Origin of the sequence: Vibrio chagasii, from assembly GCF_024347355.1 — a bacterium.
GTDB lineage: Bacteria > Pseudomonadota > Gammaproteobacteria > Enterobacterales > Vibrionaceae > Vibrio > Vibrio chagasii.
In genome coordinates, this window is sequence record NZ_AP025465.1 from 693,096 (window position 1) to 709,544 (window position 16,449).

The 16,449-nt window shown below is 44.9% G+C and carries 18 protein-coding genes; 17 read left to right on the forward strand and 1 reads right to left on the reverse strand.

Annotation, left to right across the window (positions count from 1 at the left end; translation table 11 throughout):
* Window positions 1-7: 7 nt before the first annotated feature.
* Complete coding sequence (locus OCV52_RS03045; protein ID WP_063522652.1) at window positions 8-454, reverse strand: CesT family type III secretion system chaperone; 447 nt, start codon at window positions 452-454, stop codon at window positions 8-10.
* A gap of 354 nt (window positions 455-808) precedes the next feature.
* Here OCV52_RS03045 and OCV52_RS03050 point away from each other — a divergent pair, with 354 nt between their 5' ends.
* The 17 genes from OCV52_RS03050 to OCV52_RS03130 all read left to right on the forward strand — a co-directional run bounded on the left by OCV52_RS03050 (window position 809) and on the right by OCV52_RS03130 (window position 16,280).
* Window positions 809-1,216: a YscW family type III secretion system pilotin gene (locus OCV52_RS03050; RefSeq protein ID WP_170222459.1), complete on the forward strand. Its 408-nt coding sequence runs from the start codon at window positions 809-811 to the stop codon at window positions 1,214-1,216.
* A gap of 583 nt (window positions 1,217-1,799) precedes the next feature.
* Window positions 1,800-2,660: a helix-turn-helix transcriptional regulator gene (locus OCV52_RS03055; RefSeq protein WP_063522654.1), complete on the forward strand. Its 861-nt coding sequence runs from the start codon at window positions 1,800-1,802 to the stop codon at window positions 2,658-2,660.
* Between the two features lie 143 nt (window positions 2,661-2,803).
* Entirely contained in the window at window positions 2,804-3,784 is a 981-nt protein-coding gene (locus tag OCV52_RS03060; RefSeq protein WP_137408176.1) for a T3SS regulon anti-activator ExsD domain-containing protein, read from the forward strand.
* A 12-nt stretch (window positions 3,785-3,796) separates the two neighbouring features.
* Window positions 3,797-4,225, forward strand: a complete 429-nt coding sequence (locus tag OCV52_RS03065; protein WP_137408177.1) for a YscB family type III secretion system chaperone — start codon at window positions 3,797-3,799, stop codon at window positions 4,223-4,225.
* Window positions 4,225-6,096 (forward strand): type III secretion system outer membrane ring subunit SctC, encoded by a 1,872-nt coding sequence (sctC, locus tag OCV52_RS03070; protein WP_137408178.1) that lies wholly within the window; start codon window positions 4,225-4,227, stop codon window positions 6,094-6,096. The genes OCV52_RS03065 and sctC overlap by 1 nt, the downstream gene beginning before the upstream one ends.
* A 5-nt stretch (window positions 6,097-6,101) precedes the next feature.
* Window positions 6,102-7,403, forward strand: coding sequence for a type III secretion system inner membrane ring subunit SctD (sctD, locus tag OCV52_RS03075; RefSeq protein ID WP_137408179.1), 1,302 nt, complete (start codon window positions 6,102-6,104; stop codon window positions 7,401-7,403).
* Complete coding sequence (locus OCV52_RS03080; RefSeq protein ID WP_017107480.1) at window positions 7,390-7,596, forward strand: EscE/YscE/SsaE family type III secretion system needle protein co-chaperone; 207 nt, start codon at window positions 7,390-7,392, stop codon at window positions 7,594-7,596. Before sctD ends, OCV52_RS03080 begins: the two co-directional genes overlap by 14 nt.
* 16 nt (window positions 7,597-7,612) lie before the next feature.
* Complete coding sequence (gene sctF, locus OCV52_RS03085; RefSeq protein ID WP_017107479.1) at window positions 7,613-7,861, forward strand: type III secretion system needle filament subunit SctF; 249 nt, start codon at window positions 7,613-7,615, stop codon at window positions 7,859-7,861.
* Between the two features lie 3 nt (window positions 7,862-7,864).
* A complete protein-coding gene (locus OCV52_RS03090; RefSeq protein ID WP_137408180.1) occupies window positions 7,865-8,221 on the forward strand; it encodes a YscG family type III secretion system chaperone in 357 nt (118 codons plus the stop codon).
* Window positions 8,221-8,868 carry a YopR family T3SS polymerization control protein gene (locus tag OCV52_RS03095; protein ID WP_137408181.1) on the forward strand — a complete coding sequence of 216 codons (648 nt, stop codon included), beginning with the start codon at window positions 8,221-8,223 and terminating at the stop codon, window positions 8,866-8,868. Before OCV52_RS03090 ends, OCV52_RS03095 begins: the two co-directional genes overlap by 1 nt.
* 8 nt (window positions 8,869-8,876) lie before the next feature.
* Window positions 8,877-9,221, forward strand: a complete 345-nt coding sequence (sctI, locus tag OCV52_RS03100) for a type III secretion system inner rod subunit SctI (RefSeq protein ID WP_137408182.1) — start codon at window positions 8,877-8,879, stop codon at window positions 9,219-9,221.
* Window positions 9,222-9,280: 59 nt separating this feature from the next.
* Window positions 9,281-10,039, forward strand: a complete 759-nt coding sequence (gene sctJ / locus OCV52_RS03105; RefSeq protein ID WP_137408186.1) for a type III secretion system inner membrane ring lipoprotein SctJ — start codon at window positions 9,281-9,283, stop codon at window positions 10,037-10,039.
* Window positions 10,032-10,697: a SctK family type III secretion system sorting platform protein VscK gene (vscK, locus tag OCV52_RS03110; RefSeq protein ID WP_137408183.1), complete on the forward strand. Its 666-nt coding sequence runs from the start codon at window positions 10,032-10,034 to the stop codon at window positions 10,695-10,697. Before sctJ ends, vscK begins: the two co-directional genes overlap by 8 nt.
* On the forward strand, window positions 10,676-11,311 hold the full coding sequence (locus OCV52_RS03115; protein WP_137408184.1) for an HrpE/YscL family type III secretion apparatus protein: 636 nt from the start codon (window positions 10,676-10,678) through the stop codon (window positions 11,309-11,311). The genes vscK and OCV52_RS03115 overlap by 22 nt, the downstream gene beginning before the upstream one ends.
* 121 nt (window positions 11,312-11,432) lie before the next feature.
* Window positions 11,433-12,770, forward strand: a complete 1,338-nt coding sequence (locus tag OCV52_RS03120; RefSeq protein ID WP_137409200.1) for an IS4 family transposase — start codon at window positions 11,433-11,435, stop codon at window positions 12,768-12,770.
* 207 nt (window positions 12,771-12,977) lie between these two features.
* Window positions 12,978-13,373 carry a hypothetical protein gene (locus OCV52_RS03125; protein ID WP_137408922.1) on the forward strand — a complete coding sequence of 132 codons (396 nt, stop codon included), beginning with the start codon at window positions 12,978-12,980 and terminating at the stop codon, window positions 13,371-13,373.
* 3 nt (window positions 13,374-13,376) lie between these two features.
* Window positions 13,377-16,280, forward strand: coding sequence for an ADP-ribosyltransferase (locus OCV52_RS03130; RefSeq protein ID WP_137408923.1), 2,904 nt, complete (start codon window positions 13,377-13,379; stop codon window positions 16,278-16,280).
* The last annotated feature ends 169 nt before the right edge of the window (window positions 16,281-16,449 follow it).

Here is a 16,449-nt window from a genome sequence, read left to right on the forward strand (position 1 = left end):
AGATTACTTAGACTCTTAAATCCGAGCTTTGAAACTTAGATGGCAAAGCTTCCATGGTTACATGGGCCGATAACAAGTCTTCCCAAGATTCACTTTGTGTAAGTATTTCAGCTAATGAATCTTCAAACAGCTCATAATCGAGTGACTCTGCTTGAAGCAGTCTATTCAAACATAGCTTGTGCCTGTGGTTATCTAAACTAAAAAACAGCTGATGTTCAGACCAGTGATAGTTAAATGCGACAAAAGAGCGGTAAAGATCAGGGGTTACAATTTGTAGATCAACGATCTCAGCTTCCAATTGAAGTGTCCCTGTTGTTGGGTGAAAGATTACATGTACTCTTATGTTGTCATCAAAAGCTAACCCCAACTCGTCTTCGATCAACTCTAATCTCGGTAACCCTATATGATGAGCAAATTTAAGTAAAACCTCATCTACGATTTGGCGCGCAGACATAGAAGTCATCCTTTTTTTTATTTAAGCTTGAAGTTATGGCAAGTGTGTTTCGTTGTTTATCAATATTAGTTGGATTTTTTTATATAAACGTTTTTATTGATGAACTAGGGATTATTAGCTGTGTTTCTTATAACAAAGTTTAATATAGTTAGTGTTTGTATAATGAACGACTTTATATTTGGAACTAACATCAAGATTTTTATCAAACTGAATTCAATGTATTTAATTGTGATTCTTATTTTTGAGACTCGTGATTATAATAATTAAAAGAAATACCTATTGATCTTTGATGCATTTTTATAGAACAATCAAGATTGTTATTTTTATTAAAAAGATAAGTTGATTGAGCATACAGTGAAGGTAAATACGTCTTTTTTATTACTAAGTATATTTCTTTTGAGCGCTTGTACTCACACAGGCCATTTAGGAAGTATGTTCAAAAGCGACTCTCAGGCAGCATTGTACGGATGGGTGTCTTTTGATGAGTATGTTGCTCCTGTAAATACTTTGATTGATGTCGATGTGTGCCAAGTGGTTGATGAGCAGTGCATTAGTGTTGCAAGGCAAACTTATCATGGAGTTCAGCTACCTGTGCAATACTCTTTTGTTCTAGCGCCGATACAAGCAGGTGAGGGGAAAATGAAGATCCGTGCTGTGTTACATTCTCAAGGAGAAATCATAGCTATTAAAGAAGAGGGCTATATGTTTACGCGAGGAAGATTCCATCAGAATTTAAAACTAAAAGTCTACAATAATGAGTAAATTAATCACTTTTATTTTTAAATGTTAATAAAAGTTAACGGTGAGTTAAGCGAAGGAAGGAAGGCTAAACCCTAAATCTTAATTGTAATAATAGAATTAAACTGCCTTCTTTATATGAATATCAGTTGCACTTACTGTAAATTTTATGTTTATATTCCACCCTTAAGAAAAATCGGTTCGATAAAAATGATTTTAAAAACACGCCATTTTCTTAGGGCTTATAATATAAGTGGTTATACTAAGCACTAGTATTTCAACTTTTTCTAATATAATTTAACTTTTGTTCAATTGAGTAGCGCAAGTTACCGTTGAATTTTAGCAAAAGCTTATTAACCTCTCGAGAAAATAAAAATAACATCGAGAGTTCTCTCCAAGATTACGTTTTGCTACCACCGGTGGCTTTTGAGCTATTTGTAATTTATTAGGGGAGCATGGTCGTGCTATCGCACCTATGCTCTTTTCTTGCTTCTTTAATTGACATCGTTCTGATTGCATATCATGTGTAATTTTTCGTGTTGTTGTAAATCAGGCTTTGGTATTTCTCTGGCTCTGTTAGAGAAATTGGGATTATGAAGGGTAGAAAATGGATGTGTTAGGCCAGCTAAATACAGAAAGGGTCAACTCGCTATCGCGAAAAGTCCATAGTACTTGTTACTATGAAAAATACGATGAAGTTTTTCATTCTCGCCAGTCTCATATTGTAGTCGTTCACAATGGGCAATTGAGAGTTCAAACGGGTGACTGTACGCTCGATGTTGCCGCTGGTTGTGGGGTTTACCTTTCTCAAGGGGATTACTTGCTCGAATATACTCCATCAGATGGCCACTATATGGCATCAATGGTTGAATTTGACAACGAACTGGTCAGCCAATTTTTGCAAAAGCATAGTGAATTACTTATGTCGCTGCCAAAAGTTGAGAGCATTCAGTCTGGGTTGTTTCCATTCACTTTGAACATATTGGTAGATCAAGCGTTATCAGGAATTAAGGCGTTAGAGGAGCAGTCTTATCCTGATACTATTATGCGCTTAAAGTACGAGGAAATACTGATCCTACTGCTTCATGGTGATAAAGGAGAAAACCTATATGCATTATTATCACAACTGACTAACAAAACCTCAGACCGACTGCGTCGTTTTATGGAGGTCCATTACCTGAAAGAGTGGAAACTAACGGATTATGCTCAAGAGTTTGGTGCGAGCTTAACGACGTTTAAAGAGCTTTTTAATGAGCATTATGGCGTATCTCCTAGAGCGTGGATCAGTGAGCGTCGCTTGCTGCATGCTCATAAGTTATTGCTCACTAGCAAGATGAGTATTGTCGATGTCGCAATGGAAGCGGGTTTTTCAAGCCAATCTTACTTTACGCAAAGTTATCGACGTCGATTTGGAACGACACCAAGCCGTGTGCGTTCTGGGGAAGAACAAGTGCCTATTGCTAAGTGAAATGTCTGACGACTAAAATTTTCTGACTAATTTTGAAAGGCATTAACTGGCGCAAACTCTATAATGATTAGCGTAACAACGAATCAAACTAATACCTCTACTTCCTTCTGGATTGTTCGAAGTAGATGCGGAGAACAACACCGATGAAAAAGCTGCATTGGCGACGCCGTTCGCTTTTTCCTAATAACATTGTGGCGCAAAGGAAGGTCACTGTCTTGCATAGAGGCACAAGATATGAGGGGCTAACCCAATCATCACAAGTGTCCAATGTTGTTAATGTCAATCACCGACAACTTCTAAGTGAAGGAGTTTTGAGTTCTGAGCAATTGTCTTTGCTGCAACGTTTACTTGACCGTAATGTCGTTGATTGTCTATGTGCTAGCCAAGTGGTCAAAATCTATCAAAGGTTTGGTACCTCTCTAGACCGATTCGCAATGCGCCTCTTTCTCGAAGTGGGTGGGCAATTGAGTGATAGTCATGTGTTGAGCTCTTTTGAGCAAAGGCTGGATTATATTAATGGTCGATTGGGGTTCCGTTTCAATTTGGCATTCCCCAAAACGCTGATTCTTTCCATGTATTTAGCCATTAATGAATGGGTTAACCGAAAGACAGATCAGACGATACTGCATGACACCATTAAACTTGAACAACTTATCAATCAACTGGGTATTCAGAAAGAGTATTGGTTGAGACTGTCGGCGGAAGAGAACAGTGCAATTTTCGCAGATCAGCAGTTATCGCTGATTCAGAGGCAGCAGAGTGAGCTGTATGAACAGCTTGATGTTCTTAATGAACAACAAAATCAGGTCGTGGAATCCCACCGAACTACCGTAGAAGAGTGGAAGCCAACGCTGGAAAAACTAAAGGGCCTATCTCAGCACGGCAAAACATCAGATAAGTTTATCTCTGAATGGAAAGGCTGGTGTGCTGAAGCCCGAGTTCAAGCACCTGAGCTTAAAGACGTTTGGGATGCTTGTGACCATGTTTACAGCGATTTGAATGCGGTTGCGAAGATTTGGCAGTGGTTTCAAGACATGCATACCGTGGGGTATGTGGATCACTATTATTTTGATATTCAGAGTAATCAATGCGGTCAAGCGTGTAACCACCTCAGTCAGATTTAAATAGAGCTAAATATGTTAGATCAAATGATGAAATCTCTCGCGGTAACGCTGGGGGGTGGGGATTTTATTATCTCAAATAATGGTTCCTACGATATCGAAGTCGACCAGATGCTGCTTAACATTCGGCAGCATTCATCATGGGTCTTGTGGGAAACCGTTCTCCCCTTTCAGTTTGAACAGCACCTCGATTTCCAAAAAGAGCAGGCACTCAAGCATTGTATGCAGCTCTCTTTGAAGACACTGCGCGATACGAGAAGCACACTGACGGTTAATGATAACGAACAGTTGATTGTGCAAGGAAAGATGAAAATGGAAAGCGCAACCACAGAGGTATTGTGCACTCAGCTCTCCCAGCATGTGAATTTGGTCGAGCAGTTAAGTGCTGTGTTAGAGCATCAACGCGTCAATCATACCGTCAGCCACAGTATTTGGATTCCATAATGCTTTCCGTTTTAAAAAGACAACTAAGCCGACTAGTTTGGTCTGTTGCATGTACTTTGAGTGTGTTCGCGGTATTGCCTTTACACGCATCAGAGTTGGATTGGCCTGACCAGCCGTTTCGTTACTATGCGGACAACGATTCTTTAAAAGAACTATTGAATAACTTTGGCGCTAACTATCGCGTTTCTGTGTCGGTCAGTGACAAGGTCAATGATCGAGTTAGTGGCCGATTTACTCCAGAAGACCCAGCCGAGTTTCTCGACTACCTAGCACAGGTCTACAACATGATGTGGTATTTCGATGGCGCGGTGTTGCATGTGTACAAAGCGACGGAAACCCGTTCACGACTGCTACAGCTTGAACTTCTGACGGCCCGTGAACTGCGCAGTACTCTGATATCGACAGGGATTTGGGACTCTCGCTATGGTTGGCGTGCGGCAGAGAACAAAGGGTTGGTTTATTTAGCTGGCCCACCTAGATACGTTGATTTGGTTGTGCAAACAGCCGAAGCGCTGGAAAGCCGGTTGGTTCAAAAGTCGAACTCTACTGATGAGCTGTTTGTTGAAATTATTCCTTTGAAATATGCCTCGGCGACAGATAGAGAAATTACTTATCGCGATCAAGGGGTCACGGTGCCGGGCGTAGCTTCAGTATTGAGCAGAGTCTTGTCGGGTGTTCAAACTAAGATAAAGGCGACTAGAGAGGGTGAAGAAACGGATATTAATACGGCTGCAATCACGACGAAGAATGTTTCTGTGCATGGCGGCGCATCAGTAGAGGCTGAGCCTGGATTAAACGCCATTATAGTTCGTGATACACAAGCGCGCTTGCCCTTGTACCGCAAGTTAGTCGCTCAGTTGGATCAGCCACAGTCACGAATCGAAGTTGCACTCTCGATTGTTGATATCAGTGCGAACGATTTGAGTCAATTGGGTGTGGATTGGCGAGCGGGTCTTGACGTAGGCAACAACAGCATTCTTGACATAAAAACCACGGGTGATGTTGATGGTGGCGATGTAACGTTAGGCAGCGGGCAGACTTTCAAATCATTGCTTGATGCGACCAACTTAAATTATCTGTTGGCTCAAGTTCGCTTATTGGAATCTCAAGGCAGTGCTCAAGTTGTGTCTCGACCTACTTTGCTAACTCAGGAAAACGTGGAGGCAGTCTTGAACAACAGCAGCACTTTCTACGTTAAGTTGGTCGGTAGAGAAACGGCAGCCCTTGAAGAGGTGACCTACGGTACTTTACTGCGCATCGTTCCACGTATTGTCGGAGACCGATTTGTTGAAAGGCCCGAAATCAACCTAAGTTTGCATCTTGAAGACGGTGCTCAAATTCCAGATGGTGGTGTTGATGATGTGCCATCTATTCGCAAGACAGAGATCAGTACGCTGGCGACGGTTAAGCAAGGACAAAGCCTGTTAATCGGTGGTGTATACCGTGATGAAGTGAGTCATCAGCTGCGGAAAGTCCCTTTATTGGGGGACATTCCATACCTTGGTGCCTTGTTTCGAAGTACCACTGATACCACCAGAAGAACGGTGCGCATGTTCATTATTGAGCCGAGAATTGTTGTCGATGGCATTGGTGACAACGTGCTTATCGGTAATGAGTATGACTTAAGGCCTAAGCTCGGTGCCTTGAATAATATTTCAAATAACAGTGCAGGTCTGAAATCCGCACTCGCGCTCTACAGTTGTTCATCTCAAGTACAAGCGGAGCGTTATCAGCAAGACCTGTTGTCACAGGGTAAGTCTTCTGTGCTATCGCAATGCGAGCTGCCTTCGGGACAAAAAGGATGGCGAGTGCAAATCAAAGAGTGTGATGGCTCAGATAATCATTGCCTTCGACCATTAGAGGAGAATTAGCCTCAATGCAGCAATGGAAAATTCGTATTCTCTCAGGTGTTCATGCCGGAGTAGAGGTGACCTTACCCAATGACTCATTGGTTTTGGGGAGCGATGACTTTACCGCCGATCTTGTATTAACCGATTCAGACATCAAGGGGAGTCACCTTGTATTGGTATGCAATGGCGATAGCGTTTTACTGCGTGACTGTGAAGACGTTTCGATCAATAACGAAAGCGTTACGGTTGACGCTGATGGGGTGGAATTATCACGTAACGCTTTGCTTTCGGTTGGTCGCTTGACGTTTGCGGTAGGACACCTTGAAGACGACTTGGTGAGCGATATCGCGAGGGAAACCACAGATAAACAACCAGTATCGGTCAGCCATAAAGCGTCATCAGGTTGGAAGAGAACGTTTTTGCTCGGCTTGATGTGTAGCTTGATCCCAAGCGTGATATTTGCCGGTGTTTGGTATAGCCAAATCCGAGCCAGCGACAACGATACCATCACGGCAGCAGAGCCTATCGTTTTAGTTCGCAATATTCTCAGCGAATTGAAACTTGATGATGTGCGGGTTGAATGGAATGCAACAGTAAGGCAGGCGGTACTGGAAGGATACGTTGAGGATAGAACCGCAAAACTGCAGCTATTGGGAAGAATTGACGCGCTTGGGCTCAACTACAAAAGTGACCTGCGAACCATGGAAGAGATTCGTCGCGGTGTACGCTTTATCTTACGTAACCTCGGTTATCATCAAGTTAAAATTGAGAATGGTGAAGAGACTGGCACGCTGCTCCTAACGGGGTACATTGATGACGCGAGCCGTTGGAGCCAAGTCGAGCAGATATTAGAACGTGATGTCCCAGGACTAGTCGCTTGGAAGGTCGAATTGCAAAGAGCGGGAGCCTATATGGATACGCTCAAAACATTGCTTGAAAAAGCAGAGTTACTAAAGAAAGTTCAGCTAGCGACAAGTGACGATCGTATCGAAGTACGGGGTGAGTTGGACGATATCGAGACCACTCGATTCTATGGGGTTACGAGGGATTTTCGTGAGCAGTATGGCGAGAAACCTTACTTGGTTTTGAAGTCCATTCCGAAAGTAAGCAAGGGCACTAACATCGATTTTCCGTTTCGAAGCGTGAATTTCGGTCAAGTCCCTTATGTGATCCTTACGGACAATGTTCGTTATATGGTAGGGGCTCGAACCCCTCAAGGATATCGCATTTCTAGCGTCACCCCAGCAGGAATTGAGCTGGTGAAAGGCGGGCGAGTGATCACGATCAATCTAGGGTATGAAGGTGGAAATACCAATGACAAATCTTGAACAACTACTACAAAGCGACTCGGGGCAGGAACAGAAAGAGGCCATTATTCTCAAGTTCAAGCAAGCGCAATCTGCGGTTAAGCGCCAGCTTGATTTAGGCTGTACACCCCATGAATATCAGTTGCTACTCAAACAGCATGAAGCCTATCAAGCGGCCTTAGCTGTGATTGAAACTGTCGAATGCAATAAATAAACAAGAGGCAATACCTATGTCATTTTATGATCCGAGTAATAGTGTTTATCTCGATGATGTTAAAGCGAAACTAGAAGAACAAGCAAAGGCGGCGAATGAGGCCGTGAACGTAGCGATCAAAAACTTAGAATCCAACGCTGATGACCCATCAAAGCTGGCTGAATTGCAGCATACTATCAACAAATGGTCAGTGATTTATAACATCAATGCGACCACAACTCGCGCAATTAAGGATGTGATGCAGTCGATTCTACAGAAGGTGTAGGTTATGGAAAAAGACATGCGTTTGCTGCTGGCCGAAACGGCTTTGATGGCAACCGGTATACATCGCCACGAAGAGGCAGAGACGATTGCATCTTGCCTCGAATCCCAAAGGGGTACCGAGGAGGTCGTTGCAATGATTCGCTCTATGAGTTTGATGAACCGCGGTCGCTACGAAGAGGCTCATCGCTTGCTTGAACCAGTTTGCGAAGACTCTACTGATTTAGTCTGCTTAGCGGCTCTCGCTGCTGGTAAAGCAGGGTTAGCGAGCAAAGCTGAATCTTGGCTGGCGATTGCTTCAAAAGGCAGTGAGGAAAGCCAAGCGTTTACTGCGAGCTTCTCTCAGGATATCAGGAACCTTTAATGAAGGTTGAAAACAACTCGCTCAACTATGTGCTAAGTCAGGTTCAGCAGCCAGCCAGAGTTGCTCCGCTCGAGGCACACAAGATGAGCCGTTTGATGAGTGAAAGTGCATCTGACAGCAGTTCATCAAACAAGAGTGCATCGCCAGTGCAAAAAACTACAGACATAGTCTCTCAATCTGAGGCCAAAGTGACGGCAATTAAAGAGTGGTATGAGGTGCTCAAGAGTTCCGGAAACTTCAGCTTAACGGCACTTAACCGCTCACTTGACGGAGTGCTTACTTCTTCAAGCGATCAGAAAGAAGCGTTGTGGTATGCACTTAACCAGGAAAGAAGCGCAAAAGGCACCGATAAAGCGTCACCAGAATTACTGGCTTCACTCGAACAAGAATTATTGGGCAGTTTTTCTGGACGTTTACTAGCAGATCCTCCAAAAGACCGTGAGGAGCTAAAAGTGTTGCTGTCTGAGCATTTCTCTCTGAGTGCGCAAAAGGAACAAGCACTTTGGCATAGCTGGGCCGAGTTGAAAGAGACTTCTGATCAACAGTCATTGTTAGACCTAGTACGGGAAGAGTTGAGTTTTGTTATACAAATCAACTCGATGGTCAAAAACATGCTGACTTACAGCCACAAACTAGATCTTTCATAGGAACGCAGATGATTAATACGCAGTACACCGAAGTCATACAGACGAATCTAGAGCAAGTGCAGGATGCACAAGCTCAGGATGGGCTTAGTGAACGTTTCGAGCAAGCGATGTCGGTCCCGGAAGGAAACAATGGCTTGGAAGGTGGTTTGTTAGAAAACATTAGCGAACTGAAAAATACCATCGATAACGCAAAAAGCAGTTTAGCTGACAGCATGAAAATGGTGGGCGACGATCCTGCTCAGCTTTTGCAAATGCAATGGGCGTTGACTCGAATTACCTTTCAAGAGGAGCTGATCGCCAAGACGGTAGGTAAAACGACGCAAAATGTAGAAACACTGTTGAAGGCACAGTAGCGATGATGAAAGTAAAAGCCATGATGAAAGCAATAGTCATGACAAAGGTAGTAGTTGCAATGAGGTCAGTCACCACAAGAAAAAAAATGCGTGCAGTAAGCATGTTACTGGTTCTATTTTTGGTGGGGTGTCAGACCGAACTTTACACCGGCGTGAGCCAGAAAGAAGGCAACGAAATGTTGTCAATCTTACTTTCTGAAGGCGTCGTCGCCACCAAAGAACCAGATAAAGACAACACCGTCAAGTTGATGGTGGATAAGGCACAAATAGCGTTCGCGGTTGACGCGCTTAAGCGCAAAGGTTATCCAAGAGAGCAGTTCTCGACACTGAAAGAAGTCTTCCCCAAAGACGATCTGATTTCTTCTCCGCTTGCCGAGCGAGCCAGACTTATTTACGCGAAATCGCAAGAGTTGTCGTCCACATTGTCACAAATTGACGGCGTGCTAGTCGCTCGCGTCCACGTTGTACTTGAAGACCAAAACCTTCGTCCTGGTGAGCGCCCAACGCCGGCATCGGCATCTGTTTTTATCAAGCATGCCGCCGATGTCGCGTTGGATTCTTATATCCCACAAATAAAACTATTAGTGAATAACAGCATTGAAGGGCTGAACTACGACCGTATTAGTGTGGTTATGGTGCCATCTTCGGAAGTACGCGTGATATCTCAAGATAATCAATTCGAAAGCATTCTGTCGATTCAAGTGACCAAAGACACGGCAAGCCATCTGATTTCTATCCTTGTTTTCTTGGTACTGCTGATCATTGGCTCTAACGCAGCAACGTTTGCTTGGTGCCGCAGGAACGTGAAACGTGGTTAATTCCGAAACGCCAGTTTCCCAAATTCAGCATCAGTTTAACTATTGCCCTTGCAGCTACATTGACGAAAGTTGGATAACGGAAAAACAGTCTTGGTTGTTAAAACTCCAAGGCTGGAGAAACCAAGCGGCCATCAATCAGTGGTGTATTGAAGACTGGGAGTTATCGCCAATTACAGATCATGCTTTTAATCATCCATACAACAGTTTGGCTTTGCTGCCTGTTGAGGCAACAGATCGACTGCTGTTGATGATTGGCGGAATCATGCATTGCCAAGCGATGCGCCAAGTGGTACTAAAGCAACCTAAACAATGTCTTAATCAGGTTTTTGGGGTGGATGAAACGCGTTTTTTGATCCAACAAGGGCCGATGATGATTTCCAACTGGCCCAGCGGTTGGCAAAAGCCACTGCCAACCAGCCTCGATGAAAAAAGCTTTGAAAAGACAGCCCGAGAGCTAGGGTATTTATGGATCAAGTTCTTATTGGCAAAGTCACCATCAGAGTTAGTGCAACGATGGCAGTTCAAGCTCGAACGTCAACTGACGTTGGCGGATCATAGTGCAGATTGGTTGGATGACACGCATCGCGATCTCGCATATCGACTTATCAAGAAAATCGCAAAACAGGTAATTCCTCAATGGTTTCATTTGTTGAAATAAAAACCGACAACTTGCAATTGGCACCGGGCTTAAAAGTGCTTAAAGCAAAGGACTATGTGAGTTACTTAGATTCACAGCATCTGGTTGAGGCGGCGCACTCAAAAGCAGAAAGCATCATTGCCAAAGCGGATGAAGCCTATGAGTTAGAGAGGCAGCGAGGTTATCAGGATGGCATCGATCAAGCGAAGATCGAGAACGCTGAAACCATGCTGGCCACACTTGCTCGATGCAACGAATACTATTTGCAGGTCGAGCATAAAATGACAGGCGTTGTGCTCGATGCCGTTAGAAAGATCATCAACAGCTTCGATGATGTGGATACTACGGCAAGTGTCGTGAGAGAGGCGCTCCAGCTTGTCAGTAACCAAAAGCAAGTGATCCTGCATGTACACCCAGATCAGGTTACTGAAGCTCGGGAGAAAGTGTCTTCCATACTCAGTGATTTCCCAGAGGTGGGGTACGTTGAAGTCATTGCCGATGCGCGTTTAAAAAACGGCGGCTGCATATTGGAGACAGAGGTCGGTATTATTGACGCGAGTATCGACGGTCAACTGCAAGCGCTTAAGCAAGCTATTACTAAGCAATTGAGTGAACGTCAACAGATACAGCCTTAACGCGTTTATTTTTGCTCACCGAAAGTCCAGCCATGCTGCAATGTAGATCAGATAAGGATCGGTTGACCGATCCTTCTTCTGAGAGATAATCGGAAGCCTGTTTCTAGGCTTCCGATTTTTTATGTCTATCCAAAACTATTTTGTCGATTTCCTCGAAGAAAATCCTGTTGATGTAGCTCAACTCACCACTTTCTCTGAACATATCCCAGATGAATGGGTTGTTAAGGCAGCTAGTCTTTCTGATAAAGCGACTATTCGCCGACGTCGACTACCAAGTGACATGGTCTTGTGGTTAATTGTCGGCATGGCCTTCTTCCGTAATGAACCAATTGCCGAAGTCGCACGAAGAATGAATGTCTGTGCGGATGGCTTGGCTGATGAAGAGTTATTAGCAAAAAGTGCTTTAACCCAGGCAAGACAACGTTTAGGCAGTGCTGCACCAGAGTGGTTGTTTAAACAATGTGGGCGAACGTGGGGTCTTGAACGATACCGTGATGATACGTGGCAAGGATTACAAGTTTTTGCTGTAGACGGTGCTCTTTTTCGCACCGCGGATACGCCCGAACTTAGAGAGCACTTTGGCTCGGGTAATACCTCGAGTAGCAGGCAGACACCACATCCAATGCTAAGAGTTGTGACTATGATGAATGTCCGTTCTCATGTCATCGTTGACGCTGCCATAAGCCCTTATCGGCGTGGTGAAATCCCACTTGCTATGCCCTTCATCGACTCTTTACCAGATAACTCTGTGACGTTACTAGATAAAGGTTTTTACGGTGCAGACTTACTTCTCTCTCTTCAAAATAGCGGTATTAATAGACATTGGTTGATACCAGCAAGGAAAGGGTTGAAATACACACTTTTAGATGAAGAAGAAAGCAATGATATGCTCATCGAAATGAACGTCTCACCGCAAGCTCTCAAAAAGAACCCTAGTTTACCTGAAAAATGGCAAGTCAGAGCGGTGACCTATGAAGTACAAGGTAAGCAGAAAACTGTTTTTACATCCCTTCCAAGAGCAGACTACGACGCGAAAGCGGTAGCCGAACTTTATCATGAACGTTGGGAAATCGAATTAGGTTATCGTGATATCAAAAGCTCAATGCAACACAATGCCTTAGTATTACGCAGTAAAACAGTAAACCTTGTTTATCAAGAACTCTGGGGGCTGTTGCTTGGTTATAATTTGGTAAGACGTGAAGCAAGTCAGGCAGCAGTTGAACATGGAAGAATGCCGAATGAAATTAGCTTTAAATACGCTTGTCAGTTTATAGCGAGCCAACTGAAGGTGATGAGTAAAGCGATATCGCCAGGCAATACACCTAAGCGTTTAAAGAGTCTAAGGGGAGACTTATCAGTCCTCTTTATAGACAAACGCCCTAAGCCTAATCGGCCTAGGGCGGTAAAAATATCAAAGACTCGCTACCCAATTAATCGCAAAGCAGCTCCGCTTAAGTGAACTACATTGCAGCCATGCTGGGCTTTTTTATTTCCAGTGGTTGGCTATTTCCAGACTTAGCATCAATTTTCTATCACATAAATGCAGATGACAGTTGTGAGCGCTAACCGATAAAAGGTGTCCTAAAAACTTCTGGCCAAAAGTGATATATGGCGAATACCCTTGCGCTTATCGTTTTGACTACTCAATACGAAAAGGGTCCTCGCAATGAACAAAGAAGAAATCATAAACAACTGGCTGTCTGATTTATCTGGCGGGCAATGGCAGCTTTTGAATGGTCAATGCAACTTGGTTGGCGAAGATGGCATGCATTACGCCACGATTTTCAATTATGAAAACCGCATGGTGGTCATGTTCCCCTTGTCACCAGCCAAACAGCCAGAGGGAGGAATATCACCCTCCAAACTGCTGGCGCTGAATTCTCACCCTGATGTTGTCGGCATTGCGTCGTTCTCGTTAGCCGCAGACAACACCACTGTTGTACTTAATTTTGCATTGCTGGATGAGTCAGTGGTGAATAGCGACCTCAATATCTTTTGGCAAAATGCACTCAGTTTACGCAGTGCTTTGTTTGATGCGATCACTGAATCCACTGCGGGGTGATCGATGCAAACAACGATCAGAACAGACGGCGCGGCAAGCACTGCGGCTTTGCTGTCCCCGCAGCAGACACTAAGCGCGGCAAGCACCGCGGCTAATACCTCTTTAAGTCAGGTTTCATCGGTCTCCGTTTCCTTAGTCGGCAATCAACCGCCGCTGAACACCCAACCAGCCCCGATGCCACCATTGCGTCAGGCCGAGGAAGAGTTTAATCACGCCATCATGCGTGCTGCCCAGTATGAAGGTAGCATTGAAAATTTAGTCCGAGATAAGGTAAATGCGCAGTTTCCAACAACCTCTGACGCGGTGAAAAACCAGATAGTCGCTCAGTCGGTGGAAAAGATTGCAGAAGCCAACCAAGCATTTGAGTTTAACCATTTGGGCAATGACCTGCTGCAGAGCCCTGCCGTTGAGTACATGTCTCAATCGTTTTTGCGTCGGATCCTAGAAAACGTAGCGATCGCTCAAGCGAAAGATCCTTCAGTGCCAGTAGCAAAGAAAAATGAAGACGCTGGCATCGGTTTTCTGGACGGCTGGAGTGATGATGACGTTAAGTGGGCAGAACAGCTCAACAGCGTACTCAAGGACCCTAAAGCCAATGCTCGGGTACTGACTACATTAGCTTATAGCCATTTGAGGGTATTTCGTGATCCTTCACGACTTAAGATGATGGGCGATGCTGTGAATCAGCCGCTGCTGAATGCTAAGGAAGCAAACCAAAGGCTGAACATTTTCCACTTACACGGTGAAGGGGCGCAGCCAGAGATCTCGACGCCGACCACCACCCAGCCCCACGGTTGGGCATGGCTTAAGTATGCCGATTGGAATACAAGTGAAGTGCTCGGCAACAAAACCGGCAATGACTTTATCGGCAGTCGTCAAAATGGCGACCCTCACAAAGGGACCGGATTCAAGTTTCAAGGAATGCAGGAGGCTATGAAGCCTGCGGCTTATCACAACGACGCTGTTGCTTTAAAAGAGCGTCCAGAACATGAGTCCGGCTATGGTGGTTTCGTTATCAATGACAAAACGTTAACCACGATTGGCGACGATAAACCAACTTCGGTCAACTGGCGCCAACAAAACATGGATAAGAAGTTACCTATGTTTGCGGGGCCATCCAGTACCACCTCTTTTATGTACGAAGTGGCACGCCTTCTCAAAATGCCTGCTTCTGAAGCGCAAGCCTTTCGAGCCTTGCTGTTGGGGTGGATGATTCAGCCGCGTGATCACAGCTTTACAGAGATCATGGGAGCACTGGATGCTTATGCAATGGAGCACAATGACCACGGCGCTGCGACAGTAGACAGTGATGGCATGATGACGTGGCAAGCACGTGAGACGGGCAATTGGCTTGGTGCTTACGAGGGGCTGATAACCCAAGACATCGACTTACCCGGTATGGATGCCAAGACAATCACACTAAATGGACAAGAGGTTCATCTACCCGCGATTGAACCGGTGAAAATGAGTGTCGAAGAGTTCGATCAATCTGTCACTCAAGGGAAAGGCTACCCATCACAATATGCAGGGAGTGAGTATCTTGATGTTCTGGCGCAGGCCGCGCAGAGTGATCAAGAAGCAGACGATACCTTTGGCCTAGCTTCAGAGAAAATTCACTACGCTGCGCAAAATATGAATGACTTGAAGTTATACAATACCGAGCAGCGAACCATGCCGGAATTGCCTGAGCGAAAACCGTCAGGGCAACCATTTATCGATGGTGTTAAAGCGGAAGCGTTAGGCAACTGGTTGGAGGGGCAGTCTCCTGCGCAATACCAACAGCTTCTCGGTAATGCTGCGTCTTTGTTGGCGGAATCTTCACAGGAAGGATCGCTAAGTAATGTTTTTCGTTACGGTGAGCGTAATGACGTGTGGGAAACCTTTCGCACGGTAGATAAGTCGAACATGCTTGATGCTCAGTTGGTGCTCAAAAACAAACCTGATCACCAAGATGCGTTGGCCTTTTTAAAGGATGTCGCGAGTAGTAAAACCACATCAACTGAACGTCAACAAGCGGTATTAGAGGCCATTGGTGATGATGCAAATAACCAAGCGACGCTGATTAACGCGATGCTGCTGGCGACGACTCGATTCTATACAGGGAATGGCGCAAATATTATCAACCCAGGCTACGGCGATTTTGCTCCACCAAAGAACGAGAGTGAAATGGAGATGCGTCTTCAATCGTTCCTAAAACGTAATCAATACACGAGTTCTGCTGAGCGAGCGCAAGCGAAGAAAGAGTATCGCCAGAACGTGGATATGTTACAGGCTGCGATAGACTCTCCAATGTTTGAACGATACTCCGGTAAAGTCTGGCACGGCTGTCACACCAGTGTTGCCGATGCTGCGTTAGAGAAGGGAACCGGTTTTCAGTTTCCTGGCTTTATGAGTACAACGCGTGCTCCAGACGTGGCACAAAGTTACATGGCGAAAGGTGCGCTTTTGGTCATTAACCCGGCGCCAGACCTTGGGGTGAATATTGAACCCATCAGTAATGCGGAAGGTGAGAGAGAAATCTTGGTTCCTGCAGGGACGTCTTTTACTGTGGAACAAAGCTATACCTTACACCTGGAGAAAGGTTACCCGCCTTCAGCCAATACGGCGATGAAAAAGCGAATTTACGATGCAGAAGTGGCTACGGGGAGCCGCAAACCTCATGTGACCATACGCATAACGACGCCAGAGATGGAGAAAGCGGGCCTAAGTGGTCAAAGCGATCCAAAAGGAGAGGCAGAACTTTCTGACTTGATTGATCATATCAAGAAAAATCCCTCGAACATGGAAGAGCAAACCAAAGTTGTGGTATTGAGCCGAGAGTCCAGTGCACTAAGCGCCAATACAGCGAATGCGGATAAAGCGGCAACAGAAGCCTTTAAACCAATGTACTCTGGTGGCTTTGTTTAGCCAAGAAGCTTAACCACCTAAGTTAGTCTAGCCAACTTGTAAAGCTCAGCACATCATGCTGAGCTTTTTTATCATCATGTGCCTTAATATAAACGGCTTAAAATGAAAAAAAGCCGACCATATCTAGCATATTCCCCCATCTGTATTCAGCATAATAACCACACCAGCC

Bases quoted from the DNA above. Each gene is read 5' to 3' on its own strand.
- OCV52_RS03045 (WP_063522652.1), bottom strand. From the start codon at position 454: ATGTCTGCGCGCCAAATCGTAGATGAGGTTTTACTTAAATTTGCTCAT.
- OCV52_RS03055 (WP_063522654.1), top strand. From the start codon at position 1,800: ATGGATGTGTTAGGCCAGCTAAATACAGAAAGGGTCAACTCGCTATCG.
- OCV52_RS03060 (WP_137408176.1), top strand. From the start codon at position 2,804: ATGAAAAAGCTGCATTGGCGACGCCGTTCGCTTTTTCCTAATAACATT.
- OCV52_RS03065 (WP_137408177.1), top strand. From the start codon at position 3,797: ATGTTAGATCAAATGATGAAATCTCTCGCGGTAACGCTGGGGGGTGGG.
- sctC (WP_137408178.1), top strand. From the start codon at position 4,225: ATGCTTTCCGTTTTAAAAAGACAACTAAGCCGACTAGTTTGGTCTGTT.
- sctD (WP_137408179.1), top strand. From the start codon at position 6,102: ATGCAGCAATGGAAAATTCGTATTCTCTCAGGTGTTCATGCCGGAGTA.
- OCV52_RS03080 (WP_017107480.1), top strand. From the start codon at position 7,390: ATGACAAATCTTGAACAACTACTACAAAGCGACTCGGGGCAGGAACAG.
- sctF (WP_017107479.1), top strand. From the start codon at position 7,613: ATGTCATTTTATGATCCGAGTAATAGTGTTTATCTCGATGATGTTAAA.
- OCV52_RS03090 (WP_137408180.1), top strand. From the start codon at position 7,865: ATGGAAAAAGACATGCGTTTGCTGCTGGCCGAAACGGCTTTGATGGCA.
- OCV52_RS03095 (WP_137408181.1), top strand. From the start codon at position 8,221: ATGAAGGTTGAAAACAACTCGCTCAACTATGTGCTAAGTCAGGTTCAG.
- sctI (WP_137408182.1), top strand. From the start codon at position 8,877: ATGATTAATACGCAGTACACCGAAGTCATACAGACGAATCTAGAGCAA.
- sctJ (WP_137408186.1), top strand. From the start codon at position 9,281: ATGAGGTCAGTCACCACAAGAAAAAAAATGCGTGCAGTAAGCATGTTA.
- OCV52_RS03115 (WP_137408184.1), top strand. From the start codon at position 10,676: ATGGTTTCATTTGTTGAAATAAAAACCGACAACTTGCAATTGGCACCG.
- OCV52_RS03120 (WP_137409200.1), top strand. From the start codon at position 11,433: ATGTCTATCCAAAACTATTTTGTCGATTTCCTCGAAGAAAATCCTGTT.
- OCV52_RS03125 (WP_137408922.1), top strand. From the start codon at position 12,978: ATGAACAAAGAAGAAATCATAAACAACTGGCTGTCTGATTTATCTGGC.
- OCV52_RS03130 (WP_137408923.1), top strand. From the start codon at position 13,377: ATGCAAACAACGATCAGAACAGACGGCGCGGCAAGCACTGCGGCTTTG.